This window comes from Cryobacterium sp. PAMC25264 (assembly GCF_019443325.1).
Lineage (GTDB): Bacteria > Actinomycetota > Actinomycetes > Actinomycetales > Microbacteriaceae > Cryobacterium.
Genome location: NZ_CP080383.1, coordinates 1,574,504 through 1,595,880 on the forward strand (window position 1 = coordinate 1,574,504; position 21,377 = coordinate 1,595,880).

Below are 21,377 nucleotides of genomic sequence, written 5' to 3' on the forward strand. Positions count from 1 at the left end.
GAGCTTCGCGCGCGGTGTTCTTCGAGGTCATGGTGCGCTCCTTCGTAGACAGCAACGCGGACGGCGCCGGCGACCTGTCCGGGCTCATCTCGAAGCTGGACTACCTGCAGTGGCTGGGCATCGACGCGCTGTGGATCCCGCCGTTCTTCACGTCACCGTTGAGCCGAACGCGTTAAACAACACAGGGCGACCAGCCGAAGCCGGTCGCCCTGAAGCGTGGTGGAAGGGTCGGACTACTTGCCGAAGCCCTTGTACCGCGAGTTGAACTTCTCGACGCGTCCGGCGGAGTCCATGATGCGCTGCTTGCCCGTGTAGAAGGGGTGCGACTCGGAGGAGATTTCCACGTCGATGACCGGGTACGTGGTGCCGTCTTCCCACTCGATGGTCTTCGAGCTGGAGACCGTCGAACGGGTAAGGAACGTCGCACCCGACGCGAGGTCGCGGAAGACCACGGGAGCGTATGTGGGGTGAATGTCAGACTTCATGGAGACTTCCTTGTTGCGTGTCGATGGGTGGGTTCTGGCTCGCCGGTTGCGGCAGAAAAGTATTCCGGTCTTAAGGACCAGCTATGGAGTTTAGCAGAATCTGAGGGCCTCGGGTGGCCGGCGGCCTGGAGGGCTCAGATTGCCCGGGCGGAGAAGCGTCCATCGGTCTCGGTCAGCTCGATGGGCAGGCCGAAGGCGCGGGTCAGGGTGTCCGAGGTGAGGGACTCCGCCAGCGGGCCGGCGCTGACGACGCTACCGCCGGACAACAGCAGCACGTGGGTGAATCCGCGCGGGATCTCTTCCACGTGGTGGGTGACCATGATGATGGCCGGGGAGTTCGGTTCGCTCGCGAAGCCGCTCAGTAGGCGGAGCAGTTCTTCCCGGGCGCCAAGGTCGAGGCTCGCGGCGGGTTCGTCGAGAAGCAGGATCTCGGGGTCTGTCATGATCGACCGGGCGATCTGCACGCGCTTCTGTTCGCCGTCACTCAGGCTGCCGAACTTGCGGTCGGCCAGGTGGTCGAGCTTCCATTCGGTGAGCACCCGCTGCGCGCGGCGCTCGTCGATCTCTTCGTACTCCTCGTTCCAGCGGCCGGTGACCGAGTAGGCCGCCGTCATCACGACGTTGAGCACGGTCTCGTTGGCCGGCACCCGGCGGGCCATGGCGGTGGAGGCGAAGCCGATCCGCGGACGCAGCTCGAACAGGTCGCTGCCGCCGATGGGCTCCTCGAGCACCTCGGCGGTCCCGGAGGACGGGTGCATGAGCGCGGCGGCGATCTGCAGTGTCGTGGTCTTCCCCGCACCGTTCGGTCCAAGGATGACCCAGCGCTGATCGCTGTCTACACTCCAATCCACTGAGTCGAGGATGGTTGTGCCACCCCGGACGACGGAGACTCCGGTGAAGTGAAGAACGTTGACCATGCACCCATGTTATCGGGCGGCGCTGGGCCCCTCGGTCACGCTAGAGCAGTGCGGCGTAAATCTCTCGCGTGCTCGCGGCGATCTGGCCCCAGCTGAACATCTCTTCGGCCCGGACCCGGCCGGCGCGGCCCATCCGGGCGGCCAGATCGCGGTCGGCGAGCACCTCGGTGAGTGTGCGGGCCAGATCGGCGACGAAAACCTCGGGGTCGGTCGGGGTGCCTGTCCCGTCGCTGAGCTGGTCGATGGGGACCAGCCGGCCGGTGACGCCATCCGCAACGACCTCGGGGATGCCGCCGGTCGCGGTGCCCACCACGGGCAGGCCGCAGGCCATGGCTTCGAGGTTGACAATGCCGAGCGGCTCGTAGACCGAAGGGCAGACGAAGACCGTGCCGGCCGTGAGCACGGCGGAGAGCTCGTGCTGCGGCAGCAGCCGGTCGATCCAGACGACACCGGATCGTTCCTTCTGGAGTTCTTCGACCAGGCCGGTGACCTCGGCGAGGATGCCGGGCGTGTCAGGGGCGCCCGCGCAGAGCACCAGCTGAACCTCAGGCGGAAGCATCGCGGCTGCGCGCAGGAGGTACGGGAGGCCCTTCTGTCGGGTGATCCGGCCGACGAACACCACCGACGGCCGGTGGGGATCGATGCCGAGCGCGCGCACCACGTCGGTGTCTGTCGTGGGCTTCCACCGGTCAAGGTCGATGCCGTTGTACACCACGTGCACGCGGGACTCGTCCAGGGCGGGGTAGCTGCGCAGGATGTCGGCACGCATGCCTCCGCTCACGGCGATGACGGCGTCGGCGGCTTCGAAGGCGGTCTTCTCGATCCAGCTCGACACGCGGTAGCCGCCGCCCAGCTGCTCGGCCTTCCACGGGCGCAACGGCTCGAGGCTGTGGGCGGTGACCACGTGCGGCACACCGTGCAGCAGCTTGGCGATGTGCCCGGCTCCGTTGGCGTACCAGGTGTGCGAGTGCACCACATCGGCGCCCTGCACGTCCTGGGCCATCTGCAGGTCGACTCCGAGAGTGGTGAGTGTCGCGTTAGCCTCGGTCAGTTCGGCGGGCACGCCGTACGCAAACGTGTCGGCCTCCGTCCGGGGGGCGCCGAAGCACCGCACCGTGACATCGATGTCGGTGCGGAGGGCCTTCACGAGCTCGGCGACGTGAACGCCGGCCCCTCCATAGATCTCGGGCGGGTATTCCTTGGTGAGCAGATCGACGCGCATGCAGTAAAACTAGCGCAGGGCGATGGGCTGACACACCCCCGCACGCTGGTCCGAAGCACCGGATGGCCCTAATCTAAAGTTATGAAGGCCCAGAAGATCTTTGGAATCGTTCTCGCAGGCGGCGAGGGAAAACGGCTGATGCCGTTGACCGAAGACCGCGCCAAACCAGCAGTGCCGTTTGGAGGGCATTACCGGTTGATCGACTTCGCATTGTCGAATCTGATCAACTCCGGTGTCACCCAGATCGTCGTCCTGACCCAGTACAAGTCCCACAGCCTCGACCGTCACGTGTCCCAGACCTGGCACGTGTCCGGTGGGCTGTTCAACTCCTACATCGCCTCCGTGCCCGCGCAGCAGCGGCTCGGCAAGCGTTGGTTCAGCGGGTCGGCGGATGCCATCCTGCAGAGCCTCAACCTCATCCACGATGAGAAGCCCGACATCGTCGTCGTGGTCGGTGCCGATCACGTCTACCGCATGGACTTCAGCCAGATGATCCAGGCGCACATTGATTCCGGTGCGCAGGCCACCGTGGCGGCCATCCGGCAGCCCATCGGCCTGGCGGACCAGTTCGGGGTCATCGAAGTGGATGCCGCAACGCCGGACCGGATCAGCGATTTCCGGGAGAAGCCCAAGGACGCCATCGGCCTGGCCGACGCGCCGCACGAGGTGTTCGCCTCGATGGGCAACTACGTCTTCAACGCTGACGCGCTGATTGAGGCCGTTCGCCGTGACGGCGAACGCACCGACTCCAGCCACGACATGGGCGGCGACATCGTCCCCGACTTCGTCTCCCGCGGCGAAGCCGGCGTCTACGACCTGCAGCGCAACGAGGTGCCGGGGTCCACCGACCGCGACCGGTACTACTGGCGCGATGTGGGAACCATCGACTCGTTCTTCGAGGCTCACCAGGACCTGATCAGCGCCCTGCCGGTGTTCAACCTGTACAACCAGAGCTGGCCGATCTTCAGCCAGCAGCTGAACTCGCCGCCGGCCAAGTTCGTGCGTGACGCCAAGGGTTCGCTGGGCACCGTGATCGATTCGATCGTCTCGCTCGGCTGCGTCATTTCCGGCGCCCACCTCGAGCGCAGTGTCGTGGGCCCTTGGGCCGTCATCGACTCTGGCGCCCACGTGGTCGACTCGATCGTCTTCGACCGGGTGCAGATCCGGCCGGGAGCCGTGGTGCACCGCGCCATCCTCGACAAGGACGTCATCGTCGCGGAGGGCGCCAACATCGGCGTCGACCGTGACCGTGACCTCGCCCGCGGTTTCAGTGTCACCGAGTCCGGGATCACCGTGGTGGGCAAGGGCGTGCACGTACACCCGTGAACGCCCCAGCTAGGTTCCTCGTCGTCCTGGATGCCGACTCCACCCTGATCGAGAACGAGGTCATCGAGCTCCTCGCTGACGCGGCCGGTTCTCTCGCCCTTGTGGCCGAGGTGACCGACCGCGCCATGCGCGGCGAACTCGATTTCGCGGAGAGCCTCCGGCAACGGGTTGCCACCCTGGCCGGGTTGTCCACTGACGTCTTCGCCCAGGTCGGCGCCCTGATTCGTCCTACCGCCGGCGTGCACGACCTCATCAATGGTCTGCATGCCGGCGGCAGCAGGATCGGCGTCGTCTCCGGCGGCTTCCACGAGCTCCTCGACCCGCTGGCCGCCAGCCTGGGCCTCGATCACTGGCGGGCCAACCGGCTCGAGGTCGAGGACGGCCACCTCACCGGCAGGCTGTCCGGACCGATCATCGACGCGTCGGCGAAAGCGGCCGCCCTGACCGAATGGGCGGCGGTGGACGGCGTTGACCTCTGCTCCACGGTGGCGGTGGGTGACGGGGCCAACGACCTCACCATGATGCGCATTGCCGGTCTCGGAGTGGCGTTCAATGCCAAGCCCGTCGTGCGCCGCTCGGCCGACCTGGTGATCGGCACGACCGACCTCAGCCAGGTACTGCCCCTCCTGGGCCTGCGCGGCTGACCCCGGGCGCTTGCGGCGAACGCACAGAAGAACCGAAGAAGCCCGGCGGGACCACTGGTCCGGCCGGGCTTCCGTTTGTGCGGTGGGGCTGCCTAGTGGCCCATTCCCAGTCCGCCGTCGACAGGGATGACGGCGCCCGAGATGTAGGACGCGTCGTCGCCCGCGATCCAGGTGACCACCCGTGCGACCTCGGCCGGGGAGGCGAAGCGTCCGGCCGGGATGTTCCGCTTGTACTCGGCCTGCTGCGCCTCGGGGAGCGCTGCGGTCATGTCGGTCTCGATGAAGCCGGGGGCGACGACGTTCGCCGTGATGCCCCTGGCACCGAGCTCGCGGGTGACCGAACGGGCCAGGCCCACAAGTCCGCTCTTCGAGGAGGAGTAGTTGACCTGGCCGGCCGACCCGTAGAGGCCGACAACGCTGGAGATCAGGACGATCCGGCCGAAGCGGGCCTTGAGCATGCCCTTAGAGGCGCGCTTGACCACGCGGAAGGCTCCGCTGAGGTTCGTGTCGATCACGGACGTGAAGTCCTCTTCGCTCATGCGCATCAGGAGGGTGTCCTTGGTGATGCCGGCGTTGGCCACGACGACCTCGACGGGCCCGTAGGCGGCTTCGATCTCGGTGAATGCCGCATCGATCGAGGCGTAGTCGGTGACGTCGGCGCGCACGGTGAGGCTGCCGGCGGGGCCCTGGCCTGAGCGGGCCGTGATGGCGACCCGGTGCCCCTGGGCGATGAATTCCTCGGCGATGGCGTAGCCGATGCCGCGGTTGCCTCCCGTTACCAGAACTGTTCGAGCGGTCGCCATGGCGCGGTCCTTTCGGTGAGCATGCCCGCATTCAGCGCGGGCACAGATTCATTTAGCTTAGAGCGTTCCGGGATGTGACCCACGGGGCGGGCCGGGGACGTAGGCTTGTTTCAGAGCGTGGACAGGCGTATTTGGATCCCTGAGCGATGGGCACGATGAAGCAGCAGCAGTCGATCACGACGCTCCCCCCGTCACCGGACGAGGAGCGGCGCAGCCGCATGATCAAGTACACGGTCACCATGGGCATCCGCATGGTGTGCATCGTGTTGATGCTCTTCGTGCACGGATGGTGGCTGCTGGTGTGCGCCCTCGGCGCCATCCTGCTGCCGTACTTCGCCGTCATCGCCGCGAACGTGCACGGTGAGCAACGGACGACGCCCGTCCTGCGGCCGGGCGCCATCGTACGCTCCCGTGCGGAGGCGCCGGACGACACGTCGGCGCGGCCTCACACCGTCACGCCCGACGACACCCGCCCAGCGGCCGGCGGCGAGGACGCCCGGTGATCGGATTCGGTGCCGCCCCCGAGACCACCAACTGCTCGCGAGCGGGATGCCGGGAACTGGCCTCTTGGCGCCTGGACTGGCGGAATCCGCGTATCCACGCCGAAGACCGGGTGAAGACCTGGCTGGCCTGTGACGAGCACGTCGACTTCCTCCGGGACTTCCTGTCCACCCGGGACTTCCCGCTGCGCGTGAGCCACCTGGAGGCCACTGAGGCTACCGGCACTGCGCTGACCGGGACGGAGCTCACGTGAGCGGCTGGCGTTTCCTGATCTCCCGGCAGTGGGCCGGCTACCTCGCCCTCACCATCGTGTTCGCCGTCATCTGTTCCGGCCTCGGGGTGTGGCAGCTCGCCCGACGCGCCGAGGCTCAGGCCGAGATCAGCCGGGTGGAGACGAACTTCGACGCAGAGGCCGTGCCGGTCACCGAGGCCCTTCCGAACCTGGATTCCTTCGAGGAGTCGCAGAAGTGGCTGCCGGTCGAGCTCACGGGAACCTACCTCAGGGACGAGGAGATCCTGGTGCGCAACCGCCCATTGAACATCAACCCCGGTTTCGAGGTGCTCACTCCCCTGCTTTTGAGCAACGGGGATGTGTTCATCGTGAACCGCGGCTGGGTTCCCACCGGTGAAGACCAGAACGCACCGGACTCCGTTCCGGCCGCTCCCGCCGGGGAGGTCACCGTGATCGCCCGGCTCAAGCAGGGCGAACCGTCACTGGCCGGGCGCAGCGCCACCGGCAACCAGATTGCCACAATCAACCTGACCGAGATCGCCGAACGGCTCGGTACCGACACCTACACCGGCGCCTACGGCCTGATGAAGTCAGAGGACCCGGCGACAGCCGACCGGCCGACGGCCGTGACCCGGCCGGTCCGCGACGAGGGACCGCACCTGTCGTACGCGTTCCAGTGGTTCGTGTTCGCTCTGATGGGCTTCATCGGCCTGGGCTGGGCAGCCCGCCAGGAGTACCGCACCATCAACGCGGAGGACCCCGACGAGCGCGTCAGGGCCGCAGACCGGGCTCGCCGCCAAGCGGCCAAACCGCGCAGCGACGCCGACATCGAGGACGAGCTGGTCGACCAACACTCCTGACCGGCACCGGCCGGCGTGAAACGCCGGCACGCACCGGCGGGGCGTGCCGGCCGGGCGTACCGGCCGGGCGTACCGGCCGGGCGGCTAGGCCAGCGTGATCAGATCCAGGTAGTCCTTGTTCCAGTGGTCCTCAGTGCCGTCGGGCATGATGAGCACCCGCTCGGGGTTGAGCGCCTCGACGGCGCCCTCATCGTGGCTGACCAGGACCACGGCGCCGGTGAAGTGAGCCAGGGCGTCGAGGATCTCTTCACGGCTGGCCGGGTCGAGGTTGTTGGTCGGTTCGTCGAGCAGCAGCACGTTGGCTCCGGAGACCACGATCATGGCCAGAGCCAGACGGGTCTTCTCGCCGCCGGAGAGGACCCCGGCGGGCTTGTGCGAGTCGTCGCCGGTGAACAGGAACGAACCGAGGACCCGGCGGGCCTCCATCTCGGTGATGTTCGGCGAGGAGGAGATCATGTTCTGCAACACGCTGCGCTTCACGTCGATCGTCTCGTGCTCCTGGGCGAAGTAGCCGATCCGCAGGCCGTGACCGGCCACGATCTCCCCGGTGTCCGGCTTGTCGACTCCGGCCAGCATCCGCAGCAGGGTGGTCTTACCGGCACCGTTGAGGCCCAGGATGACGACCTTGGAGCCGCGGTCGATTGCGAGATCTACGGCGGCGAAGATCTCGAGCGAACCGTAGCTCTTGGACAGGTCACTGGCCATCAGCGGGGTGCGGCCGCATGGAGCGGGCTCGGGGAAGCGCAGTTTGGCGACCCGGTCGACGACACGCACGGCATCCAGGCCGGACAGGAGCTTCTCGGCGCGCGCGACCATCTGGTGCGCGGCAGCGGCCTTGCTGGCCTTGGCGCCGAATTTGGCGGCCTGCAGCTGCAGGGTCGACGCCTTCTTCTCAGCGTTGGCGCGTTCCTTCTTGCGACGGTCGGCGTCGGCGACGCGCTGGCGCTGATAGTTCTTCCAGTTCATGTTGTAGATGTCGATGACCATGCGGTTGGCATCCAGGTAGAACACCCGGTTGACCGTATCGCCGACCAGCTCGATGTCGTGACTGATGATGATGCAACCGCCGCGGTAGTTCTTCACGAACTCCCGCAGCCACACGACTGAATCGGCGTCGAGGTGGTTGGTGGGCTCGTCGAGGATCATGGTCTCGGCGGCGGAGAACAGGATGCGGGCCAGTTCGATGCGGCGACGCTGGCCACCGGAGAGGGTGCGCAGGGGCTGGTCGAGGATCCGGTCGGGCAGGTTGAGGTTGCTCGCGATCGACGCGGCCTCGGCCTCGGCGGCGTATCCGCCCAGCGCGTTGAACTCGTCGGTGAGGGTGCCGTAGCGTTTCATGGCACGTTCGCTGATCTTGCTGTCGGAGCTGCCCATCTCGATACCGGCCTGGGTGAGACCGAGCGAAATGGTGCCGAGACCGCGGGCATCCAGGATGCGGGTGCGGGCCAGCATGTCCGGGTCACCGGAGCGCGGGTCCTGCGGCAGGTAGCCGATCTCGCCGGAGCTTTCGATCTTTCCCTTGGTGGGGAGCGTCTCCCTGGCCAGGGTCTTCGTCAGCGTCGTTTTGCCGGCACCGTTCCGGCCGACCAGGCCGATCTTGTCGCCGGCGGACACGCGGAAGTTGACGTCCTCCATGAGCACGCGCGCCCCAACTCGGATTTCGAGATCTTGCACACTGAGCACAGCAATAGTCCATTCGAGGGAGTCGTGGGAGGTCGGCCGAACATGGCCAATTACCCAGTATATTTGCTCGCGCCGCCTTTCCGACCCGAAGTGCTGGAATGAGCACTGCCGGGCCGGTTCTACGGGGCTGGAAAACGATCCGGTGAGAGCACCCCGGCAAGGCCGGCCCCGAGCCAGTCGGTGTAGGTCTCCCGCGACCAGCCGAGGTCGACCACCAGTGTCTGGAATGCTTGGGGGTGGGCCAGAGCCCAGATCGACGCGGCAGCTTCGTGGTCACTGAGTCCGGCGCGCAGACCGAATCGGGACCGGAGCGCCTCGACGGCCTCGCTGCATGCATGCAGGCTCCGCGCAGCCCCTGAGCGCTCCAGTTCCCGGATCTCCGGGTCGATGCCGGCGGCCTCAGTGAGCACCCGCCGGATCGGGGCTGCGCGCTCGTTGCCGTCGGCCAGCCAGCCGGCGAGGAGCTCGAGCGCAGTCGCACCGGACGTGGCCTCGGTGAGCCGTGACACGAGCTCGGCTACCGCCCGGCCGGAGCCCGAGCGCTGGTCGACGGCGGCGAGCACCGCGGCCAGGACCTCAGCCTTCGACCCGACGGTGTTGTAAATCGTCTGCACGGCCACGCCGCCGTGGTCGGCGATGGCGGCGATCGAGGTGCCCACATAACCGCGTTCGCGCATGAGCGCCGCCGCGGCCGCGATGATCTCGGCGCGGGTGCCAGCGGTGTGGGCGTCACGGCGGGCCTGGCTGCGGGAACGGGGCGTATCCATCCGCTTAGAATACCGGTCCAATCGATGGACGGGGATTACATCGGGCCCAGATGACCATTAACGCAGACCGCGCCGGCTGCGGATGCGTGTGCATCCGGAGCCGGCGCGGATCGGTCGTGCCGAGCGATCGGTCAGATGGAGAAGCCCAGGGCCCGCATCATGTCCCGACCGTCGTCGGTGATCTTCTCCGGGCCCCACGGCGGCATCCAGACCCAGTTGATCCTGAACTGCTCGACAACGCCATCCAGAGCCTCGGCGGTCTGCTCCTCGAGAACGTCGGTGAGGGGACAGCCGGCACTGGTCAGAGTCATGTGGATGATCAGAGCGTCGTTCTCGTCGTCCCAGCCGAGGTCGTAGATGAGGCCGAGGTCGACGACGTTGATGCCGAGCTCGGGGTCCATGACGTCCTTGAGCGCCTCTTCGATCTCGTCGAAGCGCGCCGGAGTGAGTGTCGAAACCATGGTTCTAGCCTACGGGCGTCTCGGCGAGGAAGCGATCGTAGCCTTCGTCTTCCAGACGGTCGGCGAGCTCGGGTCCACCCTGCTCGGCGATGCGGCCGTCGACGAACACGTGCACGAAGTCCGGCTTGATGTAGCGGAGGATTCGCGTGTAGTGCGTGATCAGGAGCAGGCCGAGCCCGGTGTTCTCCTTGGCACGGTTGACACCCTCTGAGACGATCTTCAGGGCGTCGACGTCGAGACCGGAGTCGGTCTCGTCCAGCACGGCGAACTTCGGCTTGAGCAGTTCGAGCTGCAGGATCTCGTTGCGCTTCTTCTCGCCGCCGGAGAAGCCCTCGTTGACGTTGCGCTCGGCGAAGCTCTTGTCCATGCGCAGCTTGGTCATGGACTCGCGAACGTCCTTGATCCAGGTACGGATGGGCGGTGCCTCACCCTCGATGGCGGTCTTGGCGGTGCGGAGGAAGTTGGTGACCGTGACCCCGGGGATCTCTACCGGGTACTGCATGGCCAGGAAGAGACCGGCGCGGGCGCGCTCGTCGACGGTCATGGTGAGCACCTCGGCACCGTCGAGAAGGATGGAGCCGCTGTCGACGTGATACTTCGGGTGGCCGGCGATGGTGTAAGCCAGGGTGGACTTGCCGGAGCCGTTGGGCCCATGATGGCGTGGATCTCACCTTCGTTGATGGTGAGGTCGACGCCGCGCAGGATCTGCTTGGTGCCCTGGTCGGTCTCGACGCTGACGTGCAGGTCTTTGATCTCAAGAACAGACATTATTCGGTATCTCTTTCGTTGTCCGCGATGTCGCGGGCGTTCAGTATGTGGGGCCGGCTGGTGCGTACGTGCCGAAGGCGACGCGTCAGACGGCGATGGTGACCAGAGGATCGATGAACACGTCACCGTCGATCAGGTCGACCTGGTAGACGGGGACGGGCTCGTAGGCCGGCAGCGTGAGCGGCCGGCCGGTCTTCAGGGAGAACTTGGAACCGTGCGCCCAGCATTCCAGGGTGTCTCCTTCGACAAAACCTTCCGACAGCGAGATATCGCCGTGGGTGCAGGTGTCGCCGATAGCGAAGACAGCACCGTGGGAGTCGCGGACGACGGCGATGTTCACGCCGCCGATCTCAACCTTGATGGCCTCGTTGGGTTCGAGGTCGTCGAGCGCGCAAATCTTGGTGGACGCCATGTTCAGTTGCCTTCTGTTCCGCGGAGCTCGTCTTCGATGGCGCCCTGCAGGCGTTCTTCGAGCGGCTTCGATCCGATGTGTTGCACAATTTCGCTGAGGAATCCGCGCACGACGAGACGTCGCGCCTCGAGCTCGCCGATGCCGCGCGACTGCAGGTAGAACAGCTGCTCGTCGTCGAAGCGACCCGTGGCGCTGGCGTGGCCGGCCCCGAGGATGTCGCCGGTCTCGATCTCGAGGTTCGGGATCGAGTCGGCGCGGGTCCCCTCGGTGAGGACCAGGTTGCGGTTCTGCTCGTAGCTGTCGGTCCCGGGAGCGTCGTGGCCGATGAGCACGTCACCGATCCATACGGTGCGGGCGCCGGCGCCCTGCAGGGCGCCCTTGTAGTTGACCCGGCTTCGGGTGTTGGCCGCGTCGTGGTTGACGTAGACCTGCTGCTCGAGGTGCTGGCCGGCATCGGCGAAGTAGAGCCCGTACAGTTCGGTGTCGCTGCCCGGACCGGCCAGCTGCACCGACGGGTTGACCCGGACGATGCTGCCGCCGAGGGAGACGACGACGTGCTTGAGGCGGGCATCACGGCCGATGGTGGCGAAGTGGTTGGCGAGCTGCACAGCATCCGCGTCCCACTCCTGCAGCGTCACCACGGTGAGGTTCGCGGATTCCCCGACGATGATCTCGACATTCTCCGAGAGCCGGGCGGTGCCGGTGTTCCGCAGGATCACGACGGCCTGGCTGAACGGCCGGGCCTCGATGAGGGTGTGCGCGGCGCGCGGGGTGGAGCCCAGCCCTGAGCGGGTGATCGTGATCTCCTTGGCCTCCTCACCGCTGACGGTGATGGCGAGGGCCTTGTCGAAGCTGCTCCAGGCATTGGCGGCGGCGCGCTCCTCTGGGGCGCCCGCAGTGCCGATGCGGGCATCCGTGCGGTCGACCCAGGACACGTCGACGTCGGCGAGCGGCGTCGAGTCGATCTCATAGGCCGCACCGTCAAGGGTGCCTGCGGTGAGGTCCGTGAACTTGGCGACGGGCGAGAGCTTCCACACCGCTTCCCGGCCGGTGACGGCGGGGAAGTCGGCGACGTCGAAGCTCTTGAACCTGGCGGACCGGGTCTGCACGGGGACGAAGCCGAAGCGTCCGTCCGAGTGCTCCTTGATGCCGTGCTGTTCGGCAGTGGGCAGGGCCTCCGACGATGATGCGGATGTGGGTGCTGTTGAAGTCGAGGCGGCGGACATTTAGCCGACGGATCCTTCCATGCCCATTTCAATGAGCTTGTTGAGTTCGAGGGCGTACTCCATCGGGAGCTCCCTGGCGATGGGTTCGATGAACCCGCGCACGATCATGGCCATGGCCTCGTCTTCGGGCATACCGCGGCTCATCAGGTAGAAGAGCTGCTCTTCGCTGACCCGGGAGACGGTGGCCTCGTGGCCGAGCTGCACGTCATCGACACGGATGTCGATGGCCGGGTAAGTGTCCGAACGCGACTGGGTGTCGACGAGGAGGGCATCGCAACGCACGGTGTTGGCGGAGTGGTGCGCGGTGGCATCCACCCGTACCTCACCGCGGTACCCGGCGCGGCCGCCGCCGCGGGCGATCGACTTGGAGACGATCGAGGACTGCGTGTACGGGGCCATGTGGATCATCTTGGCGCCGGCGTCCTGGTGCTGGCCGGGGCCGGCGAACGCGACGGACAGGGTCTCACCCTTGGCGTGTTCCCCCATCAGGTAGATCGATGGGTACTTCATGGTGACCTTGGAGCCGATGTTGCCGTCGATCCACTCCATGGTTGCGCCCTCGGCGGCCGTGGCGCGCTTGGTGACCAGGTTGTAGACGTTGTTCGACCAGTTCTGGATGGTCGTGTAGCGAACGCGGGCATTCTTCTTCACGATGATCTCGACGACCGCGGAGTGCAGCGAGTCGGACTTGTAGATCGGGGCGGTGCAGCCCTCGATGTAGTGCACGTAGCTGCCCTCGTCGGCGATGATCAGCGTGCGCTCGAACTGGCCCATGTTCTCGGTGTTGATCCGGAAGTAGGCCTGCAGCGGGATCTCGACGTGCACGCCGGGCGGTACGTAGACGAACGAGCCGCCGGACCAGACCGAGGTGTTCAGGGCGGCGAACTTGTTGTCGCCGGAGGGGATGACACTGCCGAAGTACTCTTCGAAAAACTCCGGGTGCTCGCGGAGCGCCGTGTCGGTGTCCATGAAGATGACGCCCTGGGCTTCGAGTTCCTCGTTGATCTGGTGGTAGACCACTTCGGATTCGTACTGGGCGGCGACGCCGGAGACGAGGCGCTGACGCTCCGCCTCGGGGATGCCCAGCTTCTCGTAGGTGTTCTTGATGTCGTCGGGCAGGTCTTCCCAGGTCTGGGCCTGCTTCTCCGTTGAGCGCACGAAGTACTTGATGTTGTCGAAGTCGATCTCTGAGAGATCGGCGCCCCAGGTGGGCATGGGCTTGCGCTCGAAGAGGGCCAGCGCCTTCAGACGGCGCTCCAGCATCCAGGCCGGTTCCTTTTTCAGGTTCGAGATATCGGTGACGACCTCGGGTGAGATTCCGCGGCGAGCGGAGGCCCCAGCGGCGTCGGAATCGGACCAGCCGAATTCATAGACCCCCAGCCCCTCGAGCTCGGGTCGGTCCAGTAGAACGTCAGACATCTTTACCTCTTCTCCTACCCACATCAACCCGGATATCAGTCCGGTCATTCCCGCCACGCGTGCGTGTCCGACCGACTGGTCGAACGTGCAGCGCCTGGTGAGGCTGAGTTGTGTGGATGGCTACGTTGCGTACCTAAGATGATCACGGGCCGGTCATGCCGCGTAGTGCGAATGCACGTGGCGGGCACTGGGCCCGTGAAACACCTGATTCTACAGGCTAGAGATGTTATTAGTAGTGCGACCCGGCGTATTCACATGCGCACGCACCAGCAGGGAGCAGAACCCGTGAACCGGATAGTCCAGTGGTTGCCCACGAACGTGGACCGACGCCTCATCGTGCTCGGCTGGGTGTACCTGGCGGCACAGATCTTCCTGGTCGGCACCGGAGGCCTCGTCCGGCTCACCAGCTCGGGCCTCGGCTGCCCGACCTGGCCCAAGTGCACCGCCGATTCGCTCGTGAACACGCCCGAGATGGGTATCCACGGCGTGATCGAGTTCGGCAACCGCCTGCTCGGCGTTCTGCTCGGACTGGTCGCCATAGTCGCCTTTGTGGCGGTGCTGCGGATGCGTCGCAGCCGCCCCGACCTCTTCCGCCTCACCCTGCTGGCCGGCCTGGGCATCCCGGCTCAGGCCGTGATCGGCGGCATCAGCGTACTCACCCAGCTGAACCCCTACGTCGTGGGGCTGCACTTCGTGATCTCGGTGATCCTGGTCGGGCTCTGCACAGCGTTCCTCTACCGGCTGTACACCGTCCCCGGGTCCCGGGAGCGTGTGGTTCCGCTCTGGTACCTCATCGTCACCCACCTCACCACCTTCGCCGTGGCCGTGACCATCGCCGTGGGTATCCTCACGACCGGCTCCGGGCCGCACGCCGGTGACGCTGATGCTCCCCGCAACGGTCTGGACTCCGAGTTCCTCCAGCACGTGCACAGCTGGCCGGCCTACGTGACCCTGGCCTTGACACTGATCCTGGTGGTCGGCGCCGTGTCGCTCCACCTGCCCGTGCGCCGTTGGGTCCTCCTGCTCCTGGCCGTCGAGCTGGCGCAGACCGTCGTTGGGCTCACCCAGGCGAACCTCGGCTTGCCGGCGGTGCTCGTGGGCATCCACATGGTGCTCGCCTGCGTGCTCGCCGCTGCCATGACCGCCGTGGTCCTGAACCTCAAGCAACCCGTCCTCGTGGCCGCTCCCCCGGCCGAGCGCACCACCACCGAGACCCTGGCGCGCTGACCCGGACCAGCGTCGGGGTCGCACCCATCCGTTGGTCGAGCGCTGAGCCGAACCGGCGTCGGGGTCGCACCCATCCCGTTGGTCGAGCGCTGAGCCGAACCGGCGTCGGGGTCGCACCCATCCCGTTGGTCGAGCTCGTCGAGACCCCGTGAGTCGATACGGGAACGGGAGGCGCTTGCCCGCAGTGCCTCACCAGGTTTCGACAGGCCCAACCAGCGTCGGTTTCGACAGGCTCAACCAGCGTCGGTTCCGACAGGCGCGACTAGCGTCGGGACTGTGAACGAGGCCGCGGCCGGCCGGCGATGCGAGTCAGCTAGAAGGGAAGCAGCGGGTCGACGCCGACGGCCACGAACACCAGCGTGAGGTACGCGATCGAGCCGTGGAAGACGCGCATCGGCGACACGTGCTCGTGCCGGATGGTGAGGTTGTACAGGCGGTGGGTCTCGTAGATGAACCAGGCGCCGGATGCGATGGCCACGACGCTGTAGACAATCCCCATGTTTGCGATCGGGATGAGCAGCAGTGAGCAGGCCACGGTCGCCCACGCGTAGAGGATGACCTGCAGTCCCACCTGGGCGCGGCCGCGCACCACGGCGAGCATCGGAACGCCGGCCGCCTGGTAGTCGTCGCGGTACTTCATCGACAACGGCCAGTAGTGCGGCGGGGTCCAGAGGAAGATGATCAGGAACAGGATGAACGGGGGCCAGGACAGGTCCCCGGTCACGGCGGCCCATCCGATCAGCACCGGCATGCAGCCGGCCACGCCGCCCCAGACGATGTTCTGCGCCGTGCGGCGCTTGAGGATCATCGTGTAGAACACCACGTAGAGCAGGATGGCGCCGAGCGAGAGGAGCGCGGCCACCCAGTTCGTGAAGATCCACAGCCACGCGATGGACACGGCGCCCAGAACCCAGGCGAACACCAGCGCCTGCCGGTCCGAGAGTTCCCCGGTGACCAGGGGGCGCCCCTGGGTGCGGTTCATCAGCCGGTCGATGTCGCGATCGAGGTAGCAGTTGAACGCGCCGGCCGATCCGGCACTGAAGGCACCGCCGATCAGGGTGGCCAGCACCAGCCACAGGCTGGGGATACCGCGCTCGGCCAGGATCATCGTCGGGGCAGTGACAACAAGCAGTAATTCGACCACTCGAGGCTTCGTGAGCGACAGATAGGCGCGGAAGGTGTTGCCCGCCCGCTGGAATCGGTCAGGCCGGTTGAGGGTGGGCGTCTGTTCGGCGGTATCCATAACTCCTCGTGCGCTTCGCATATTGCCCTAATTCTAGATCATTCCGCCACCTCTCACTCCCGGCCCGCCCGTGCGAGCCTGGCGCAATGCCGGCGAAACAACACCGGCAATTCGGGTTCCCTATACTGGAATGGCTCGCCAATCTAAGGTGCATGCATCCGTGAGCCACCTGATACGGGCACTCTCTTGCGCATCTTGATGCCGATAACGATGTCGGCGGGCAAACACTCTCCAGCGGCGCGGGATAAAGACGTGCCGCCTTTGACGGATTCAGAAGGGTCAGTTCACGTGGCAGCATTGCAGTGGGATTCCATCGACAACCGAGCGGTAGACACCGCTCGCATCCTCGCGGCGGACGCCGTGGAAAAGGTCGGCAACGGCCACCCGGGAACGGCCATGAGTCTCGCACCCGCGGCTTACCTGCTGTTCCAAAAAGTGATGCGTCGCGATCCCGCTGACAACGAGTGGATCGGCCGCGACCGGTTCATCCTCTCGGTGGGCCACAGCTCGCTCACCCAGTACGTGCAGTTGTACCTCGGCGGCGACGGCCTCGAGCTCGACGACCTCAAGGCCCTGCGCACCTGGGGCTCAAAGACCCCCGGCCACCCGAGTACGGACACACCGACGGCGTCGAGATCACCACCGGCCCGCTCGGCCAGGGCCTCGCCTCCGCCGTGGGCTTCGCCTACGCCTCCCGCTTCGAGCGTGGCCTGTTCGACCCTGAAGCCGAAGCGGGCACCAGCCCGTTCGACCAGTTCGTCTATGTCATCGCCGGAGACGGCGACCTGCAGGAGGGCATCACCTCCGAGGCCTCTTCGCTCGCCGGACACCAGCAGCTCGGCAACCTGATCGCGATCTACGACTCCAACCAGATCTCGATCGAGGACGACACCAACATTGCTTTCACCGAGGATGTCGCGGCACGCTACGACGCGTACCACTGGCACGTGCAGACCGTCGACTGGAAGAAGACCGGCGAATACGTTGAGGACGTCGCTGCCCTCAACGACGCCATCGAGGCAGCCAAGGCCGTCACCGACAAGCCGTCGCTGATCATCCTGAAGACCATCATCGGCTGGCCGAGCCCGAAGAAGCAGAACACCGGAAAGATCCACGGCTCCGCCCTCGGCGCCGAGGAACTCGCCGGAGTGAAGGAAATTCTCGGTTTCGACCCCGAGAAGACCTTCGAGGTCGCCGACGACGTCATCGCACACACCCGTAAGGCACTGGACCGCGGCGCTGAGGCCCACGCAGAGTGGAACGTGCGCTTCGACGCCTGGGCCGCCGCGAACCCCGAGCGCAAGGTCCTGCTGGATCGCATCCTCTCCGGCGACTTGCCCGACGGCGTCGAGGAGGCCCTCCCGGTCTTCCCCGCCGGCACCGAGGTCTCCACCCGTGCGTCCTCCGGCAAGGTGCTCAATGCCCTCGGCCCGGTCATCCCTGAACTGTGGGGCGGCTCCGCAGACCTCGCCGAGTCGAACAACACCACGATCAGCAACTCCGCTTCGTTCATCCCGAGCGAGCACTCCACTCACGAGTGGACCGGCAACGAGTATGGCCGCGTGCTGCACTTCGGTATCCGCGAGCACGCCATGGCCGCGATCCTCAACGGCATCGTCCTGCACGGAAACACCCGCCCGTTCGGCGGCACGTTCCTGATCTTCAGCGACTACATGCGTCCGGCGGTGCGACTCGCCGCCCTGATGAAGGCCCCGTCGATCTTCGTCTGGACCCACGACTCCGTGGCCCTCGGCGAAGACGGACCGACCCACCAGCCGATCGAGCAGCTCGCGACGCTCCGCGCGATCCCCGGACTCGACGTCGTGCGCCCCGGCGACGCCAACGAGGTGTCCTGGGCCTGGAAGACCATCCTTACGCGCCGCAACGGCCCGGCCGGAATCGTGCTGACCCGCCAGAACATCCCCGTCTTCGAACGTGGCGACGGTGACGCGATCGGCGAGACCTTCGCGTCGGCCAAGAACGTCGCCAAGGGCGCCTATGTTCTCGCCGAGGCCCCGAACGGAACGCCCGACGTGATCCTCATCGCCACCGGCTCCGAGGTGCAGCTGGCCGTCAACGCCCGCGAGGCCCTCAAGGCGGATGGCATCAACGCTCGCGTGGTGTCGGTGCCGAGCCTTGAGTGGTTCGAAGAGCAGTCCGCTGAATACCGTGAGGCAGTTCTGCCGAGAGCGATCACCGCTCGGGTATCGGTTGAGGCCGGAATCGCGTTGACCTGGACTAAGTACGTTGGCGACCGCGGCCGCAGCGTCTCGATCGAGCACTTCGGTGCATCGGCCGACTACAAGACTCTGTTCCGCGAATTCGGCATCACCACGGAGGCCGTCGTCGCCGCCGCCAAAGAATCCCTCGCCGCGCTCTAAGCGCGACACCTACAAGCGCAGCATTCAAGGAGATTTGATTTTCATGACTGAAACAACCCCCACCGCCGCACTGTCCGCCGCGGGCGTCAGCATCTGGCTCGACGACCTGTCGCGTCAGCGCATCCAGTCCGGCGGGCTGACGACCCTCATCGAGGAGAAGAACGTCGTCGGCGTCACCACCAACCCCACGATCTTCGCCGGTGCGCTCAGCAAGGGCGAGGCATACGCCTCCCAGGTGGCCACGCTGGCCGCCGCCGGCACCACCGTCACCGATGCGGTCTTCGAGATCACCACCGACGACGTCGCCTCCGCCTGCGACATCTTCCGCCCGATCTACGACGCCACGAAGGGCTTCGACGGCCGCGTGTCGATCGAGGTCGAGCCCGGCTTCGCCCACGACGCCGAGAAGACCCTCGCCCAGGCCCAGCAGCTCTGGAACAAGGTCAACCGGCCCAACGCGATGATCAAGATCCCGGCGACCATCGAGGGCCTCGAGGCGATCACCGAGACCATTGCGCTGGGCATCAGCGTCAACGTCACCCTGATCTTCAGCCTCGAGCGCTACCGCGCCGTGATCAACGCGTACCTGAGCGGTCTGGAGAAGGCCAAGGCCGCTGGGATCGACCTGTCGACCATCCACTCGGTCGCCTCGTTCTTCGTGTCGCGTGTCGACACCGAGATCGACAAGCGCCTCGCCGAGGTCGGAACCGACGAAGCCCTCGCCCTGCAGAGCAAGGCCGGCGTCGCCAACGCGCAGCTCGCCTACCAGGTCTTCGAGCAGTCCTTCACGACCGAGCGCGCGTCCGTGCTGCTCGCAGCCGGCGCCAACAAGCAGCGTCCACTCTGGGCCTCCACCGGGGTCAAGTCTGCCGACCTGCCCGACACCCTCTACGTGACCGAACTGGTCGCCCCCGAGGTCGTCAACACCATGCCGGAGAAGACCCTCGAGGCCACCTTCGACCACGGAGTCATCGTCGAAGGCGCCGTCACGGGCTCCTACGACGCCGCGAACGCCGTGCTCGACGCCATCGCTGCGCAGGGCGTTTCCTACGACGACGTCACCCGCGTGCTCGAAGAGGAGGGCGTTTCGAAGTTCATCATCTCCTGGAACGAACTCCTGGACACCGTGACGGCTGCGCTCGAGTCCGCCAAGTGAGTTTCCGGATCTCGGTGAGCGGTGCGGCGGCAGAAGCCGTCCGCACCGTGGTTCCCACATTGGTCGCCGACCTGATCGCCTCCGGCATCACGTCTCTCGACCCTGCCCTGTGGGGACCCGAGGCGGAGGAAGAGGCAGGCACGCGACTCGGCTGGACCGAGTCAGTGGCCACCTCCCGTCCCCTCGTCGCCGAGATCTCGGCCCTGCGCGAGGAACTCCACGCGCGGGGCGTCACCCACATCGTCCTGGCCGGTATGGGCGGTTCGTCGCTCGCCCCCGAGGTCATCACGCTCACCAGCGGTGTCGACCTCACGGTGCTCGACACGACCGACCCCGGCCAGGTGCGGGCGGCGCTCAGCGACCGGATCGAGTCCACCGCCCTGGTGGTGTCGTCGAAGTCGGGCGGCACCGTGGAGACCGACAGCCAGCGTCGTGTCTTCGAACGTGCCTTCCAGGACAGCGGAATCGACCCCGCCGAACGCATCATCGTGGTCACCGACCCCGGCTCACCGCTCGAGGCGTCGGCCAGGGAAGCCGGCTACCGGGTGTTCACCGCCGACCCCACCGTTGGCGGACGCTTCTCGGCCCTGACCGCCTTCGGCCTCGTGCCGTCCGGCCTGGCCGGGGTGGACGTCGGACAGCTCCTCGACGAGGCCGAGGCCGTGGCACTGAGCCTTGCCGTCGACTCCGAGGACAACCCCGGTCTGATCCTTGGCGCGGCGATCGCCGCAGCTGCTCCGCGGCGCGACAAGCTGGCCATCGTCTCCGACGGCACCCACATCGTGGGTTTCGCCGACTGGGCCGAGCAACTCATCGCCGAGTCCACGGGCAAACGCGGCACCGGTATCCTGCCCGTCGTGCTTGACGCGGATGCGCCTGAGCTCACGACGTCGCTACCCGACCTGCAAATCCTGCGCGTGGTGGCGGATGCCGGCGACGAGGTCTTCGGAGCCCTCGACGGCACGGACCGTGACAGTGGCGACGAGATCCGGGTCAGTGGCACCCTCGGAGCCCAGTTCCTGGTGTGGGAGTATGCCACCGTCGTCGCCGGACGGCTGCTCGGTATCAACCCGTTCGACCAGCCCGACGTCGAATCAGCCAAGAACGCCACCCGCGGCCTGCTCGATGCCCGTCCGGCTCCCGAACCCGCTGCGTTCATCGCTGACGGCATCGAGATCCGCGGTACGCCGCATGTCATCGGCGCGGCCAGCGACCTCGCCGGCGCCGTCGACGCGTTGCTCGAAGAACTCGGCCCGGACGGGTACGTCGCCATCCAGGCGTATGTCGACCGTGTGGCACTCCCCCAGCTCGCCGAGCTGCGTGCGCTCCTGGCGACGCTGTCACGTCGTCCGGTCACCTTCGGCTGGGGCCCCCGGTTCCTGCACTCGACCGGCCAGTACCACAAGGGTGGCACCCCCACCGGCGTGTTCCTGCAGATCCTCAGCTCCCCCGCTGAAGACCTTGAGATCCCGGGCCGTCCGTTCACCTTCGGTGAGCTCATCCAGGCCCAGGCCGCCGGCGACGCCGGCGTCCTCGCCGAGCACGGTCGTCCGGTCCTCACCCTCACGTTGACCGACCCGACTGCGAACATCAGTACTCTGTTCGCCGCAGTCCGGTAAGTCACGCCCCCGCTTCTGTTCACTG

General features: G+C 66.5%; 20 protein-coding genes and 3 pseudogenes. 11 read left to right on the plus strand and 12 right to left on the minus strand.

What is annotated here, in order from left to right; all coding sequences use genetic code 11:
- Nucleotides 1-8: 8 nt before the first annotated feature.
- Nucleotides 9-161, plus strand: a pseudogene (locus KY500_RS07190) (alpha-amylase family glycosyl hydrolase); the annotation flags it as partial.
- 72 nt (nt 162-233) lie between these two features.
- Here KY500_RS07190 and KY500_RS07195 read toward each other — a convergent pair.
- The 3 genes from KY500_RS07195 to glgA form a co-directional block, all read right to left on the minus strand.
- Nucleotides 234-485: a type B 50S ribosomal protein L31 gene (locus KY500_RS07195; protein ID WP_066595443.1), complete on the minus strand. Its 252-nt coding sequence runs from the start codon at nt 483-485 to the stop codon at nt 234-236.
- Between the two features lie 134 nt (nt 486-619).
- Complete coding sequence (locus tag KY500_RS07200) at nt 620-1,402, minus strand: ABC transporter ATP-binding protein (RefSeq protein ID WP_066595445.1); 783 nt, start codon at nt 1,400-1,402, stop codon at nt 620-622.
- A 40-nt stretch (nt 1,403-1,442) separates the two neighbouring features.
- Nucleotides 1,443-2,624 (minus strand): glycogen synthase, encoded by a 1,182-nt coding sequence (glgA, locus tag KY500_RS07205; protein ID WP_219902921.1) that lies wholly within the window; start codon nt 2,622-2,624, stop codon nt 1,443-1,445.
- Between the two features lie 81 nt (nt 2,625-2,705).
- Between glgA and glgC the strand changes: the two genes are divergently transcribed.
- Together glgC and serB are read left to right on the plus strand one after the other, a co-directional pair.
- On the plus strand, nt 2,706-3,950 hold the full coding sequence (gene glgC / locus KY500_RS07210) for a glucose-1-phosphate adenylyltransferase (RefSeq protein ID WP_066595453.1): 1,245 nt from the start codon (nt 2,706-2,708) through the stop codon (nt 3,948-3,950).
- Nucleotides 3,947-4,594, plus strand: a complete 648-nt coding sequence (serB, locus tag KY500_RS07215; protein WP_219902922.1) for a phosphoserine phosphatase SerB — start codon at nt 3,947-3,949, stop codon at nt 4,592-4,594. The genes glgC and serB overlap by 4 nt, the downstream gene beginning before the upstream one ends.
- A 92-nt stretch (nt 4,595-4,686) precedes the next feature.
- Here the strand turns inward: serB and fabG are convergent, their stop codons facing one another.
- Nucleotides 4,687-5,397 carry a 3-oxoacyl-ACP reductase FabG gene (fabG, locus tag KY500_RS07220; RefSeq protein WP_219902923.1) on the minus strand — a complete coding sequence of 237 codons (711 nt, stop codon included), beginning with the start codon at nt 5,395-5,397 and terminating at the stop codon, nt 4,687-4,689.
- Between the two features lie 146 nt (nt 5,398-5,543).
- Here fabG and KY500_RS07225 point away from each other — a divergent pair, with 146 nt between their 5' ends.
- From KY500_RS07225 to KY500_RS07235, 3 genes are read left to right on the plus strand one after another with little or no spacing between them, the layout of a single operon-like run.
- A complete protein-coding gene (locus KY500_RS07225; protein ID WP_255579863.1) occupies nt 5,544-5,900 on the plus strand; it encodes a DUF3099 domain-containing protein in 357 nt (118 codons plus the stop codon).
- Nucleotides 5,897-6,151 (plus strand): hypothetical protein, encoded by a 255-nt coding sequence (locus KY500_RS07230; RefSeq protein ID WP_219902924.1) that lies wholly within the window; start codon nt 5,897-5,899, stop codon nt 6,149-6,151. Before KY500_RS07225 ends, KY500_RS07230 begins: the two co-directional genes overlap by 4 nt.
- Nucleotides 6,148-6,990: an SURF1 family protein gene (locus KY500_RS07235; protein ID WP_219902925.1), complete on the plus strand. Its 843-nt coding sequence runs from the start codon at nt 6,148-6,150 to the stop codon at nt 6,988-6,990. The genes KY500_RS07230 and KY500_RS07235 overlap by 4 nt, the downstream gene beginning before the upstream one ends.
- A gap of 84 nt (nt 6,991-7,074) precedes the next feature.
- On the opposite strand, the gene KY500_RS07240 is transcribed toward KY500_RS07235, so the two are convergent.
- From KY500_RS07240 to sufB, 7 genes and pseudogenes are all read right to left on the minus strand, one after another.
- On the minus strand, nt 7,075-8,673 hold the full coding sequence (locus KY500_RS07240) for an ABC-F family ATP-binding cassette domain-containing protein (RefSeq protein WP_066595461.1): 1,599 nt from the start codon (nt 8,671-8,673) through the stop codon (nt 7,075-7,077).
- A 119-nt stretch (nt 8,674-8,792) separates the two neighbouring features.
- Nucleotides 8,793-9,440, minus strand: a complete 648-nt coding sequence (locus KY500_RS07245; protein WP_219902926.1) for a TetR/AcrR family transcriptional regulator — start codon at nt 9,438-9,440, stop codon at nt 8,793-8,795.
- A gap of 131 nt (nt 9,441-9,571) precedes the next feature.
- Nucleotides 9,572-9,901: a metal-sulfur cluster assembly factor gene (locus KY500_RS07250; protein WP_066595469.1), complete on the minus strand. Its 330-nt coding sequence runs from the start codon at nt 9,899-9,901 to the stop codon at nt 9,572-9,574.
- A 4-nt stretch (nt 9,902-9,905) separates the two neighbouring features.
- A pseudogene (gene sufC, locus KY500_RS07255) lies at nt 9,906-10,669 on the minus strand (Fe-S cluster assembly ATPase SufC).
- Between the two features lie 85 nt (nt 10,670-10,754).
- Nucleotides 10,755-11,081: a non-heme iron oxygenase ferredoxin subunit gene (locus tag KY500_RS07260; protein WP_120336935.1), complete on the minus strand. Its 327-nt coding sequence runs from the start codon at nt 11,079-11,081 to the stop codon at nt 10,755-10,757.
- 2 nt (nt 11,082-11,083) lie between these two features.
- Entirely contained in the window at nt 11,084-12,307 is a 1,224-nt protein-coding gene (sufD, locus tag KY500_RS07265) for a Fe-S cluster assembly protein SufD (RefSeq protein ID WP_219902927.1), read from the minus strand.
- Nucleotides 12,308-13,726: a Fe-S cluster assembly protein SufB gene (sufB, locus tag KY500_RS07270; protein ID WP_066595475.1), complete on the minus strand. Its 1,419-nt coding sequence runs from the start codon at nt 13,724-13,726 to the stop codon at nt 12,308-12,310.
- A gap of 285 nt (nt 13,727-14,011) precedes the next feature.
- Here sufB and KY500_RS07275 point away from each other — a divergent pair, with 285 nt between their 5' ends.
- The gene (locus KY500_RS07275; RefSeq protein WP_219902928.1) at nt 14,012-14,953 is read left to right on the plus strand and encodes a heme A synthase; all 942 of its coding nucleotides are present in this window, start codon (nt 14,012-14,014) and stop codon (nt 14,951-14,953) included.
- Between the two features lie 313 nt (nt 14,954-15,266).
- Here the strand turns inward: KY500_RS07275 and KY500_RS07280 are convergent, their stop codons facing one another.
- Nucleotides 15,267-16,196: a heme o synthase gene (locus tag KY500_RS07280; protein ID WP_219902929.1), complete on the minus strand. Its 930-nt coding sequence runs from the start codon at nt 16,194-16,196 to the stop codon at nt 15,267-15,269.
- Between the two features lie 210 nt (nt 16,197-16,406).
- Here KY500_RS07280 and KY500_RS07285 point away from each other — a divergent pair.
- From KY500_RS07285 to KY500_RS07295, 4 genes and pseudogenes are all read left to right on the plus strand, one after another.
- A pseudogene (locus KY500_RS07285) lies at nt 16,407-18,061 on the plus strand (transketolase family protein); the annotation flags it as partial.
- A gap of 195 nt (nt 18,062-18,256) precedes the next feature.
- On the plus strand, nt 18,257-18,577 hold the full coding sequence (locus tag KY500_RS19215) for a transketolase C-terminal domain-containing protein (RefSeq protein ID WP_255579923.1): 321 nt from the start codon (nt 18,257-18,259) through the stop codon (nt 18,575-18,577).
- A gap of 43 nt (nt 18,578-18,620) precedes the next feature.
- Nucleotides 18,621-19,733: a transaldolase gene (tal, locus tag KY500_RS07290; protein ID WP_219902930.1), complete on the plus strand. Its 1,113-nt coding sequence runs from the start codon at nt 18,621-18,623 to the stop codon at nt 19,731-19,733.
- On the plus strand, nt 19,730-21,352 hold the full coding sequence (locus tag KY500_RS07295; RefSeq protein ID WP_219902931.1) for a glucose-6-phosphate isomerase: 1,623 nt from the start codon (nt 19,730-19,732) through the stop codon (nt 21,350-21,352). Before tal ends, KY500_RS07295 begins: the two co-directional genes overlap by 4 nt.
- The last annotated feature ends 25 nt before the right edge of the window (nt 21,353-21,377 follow it).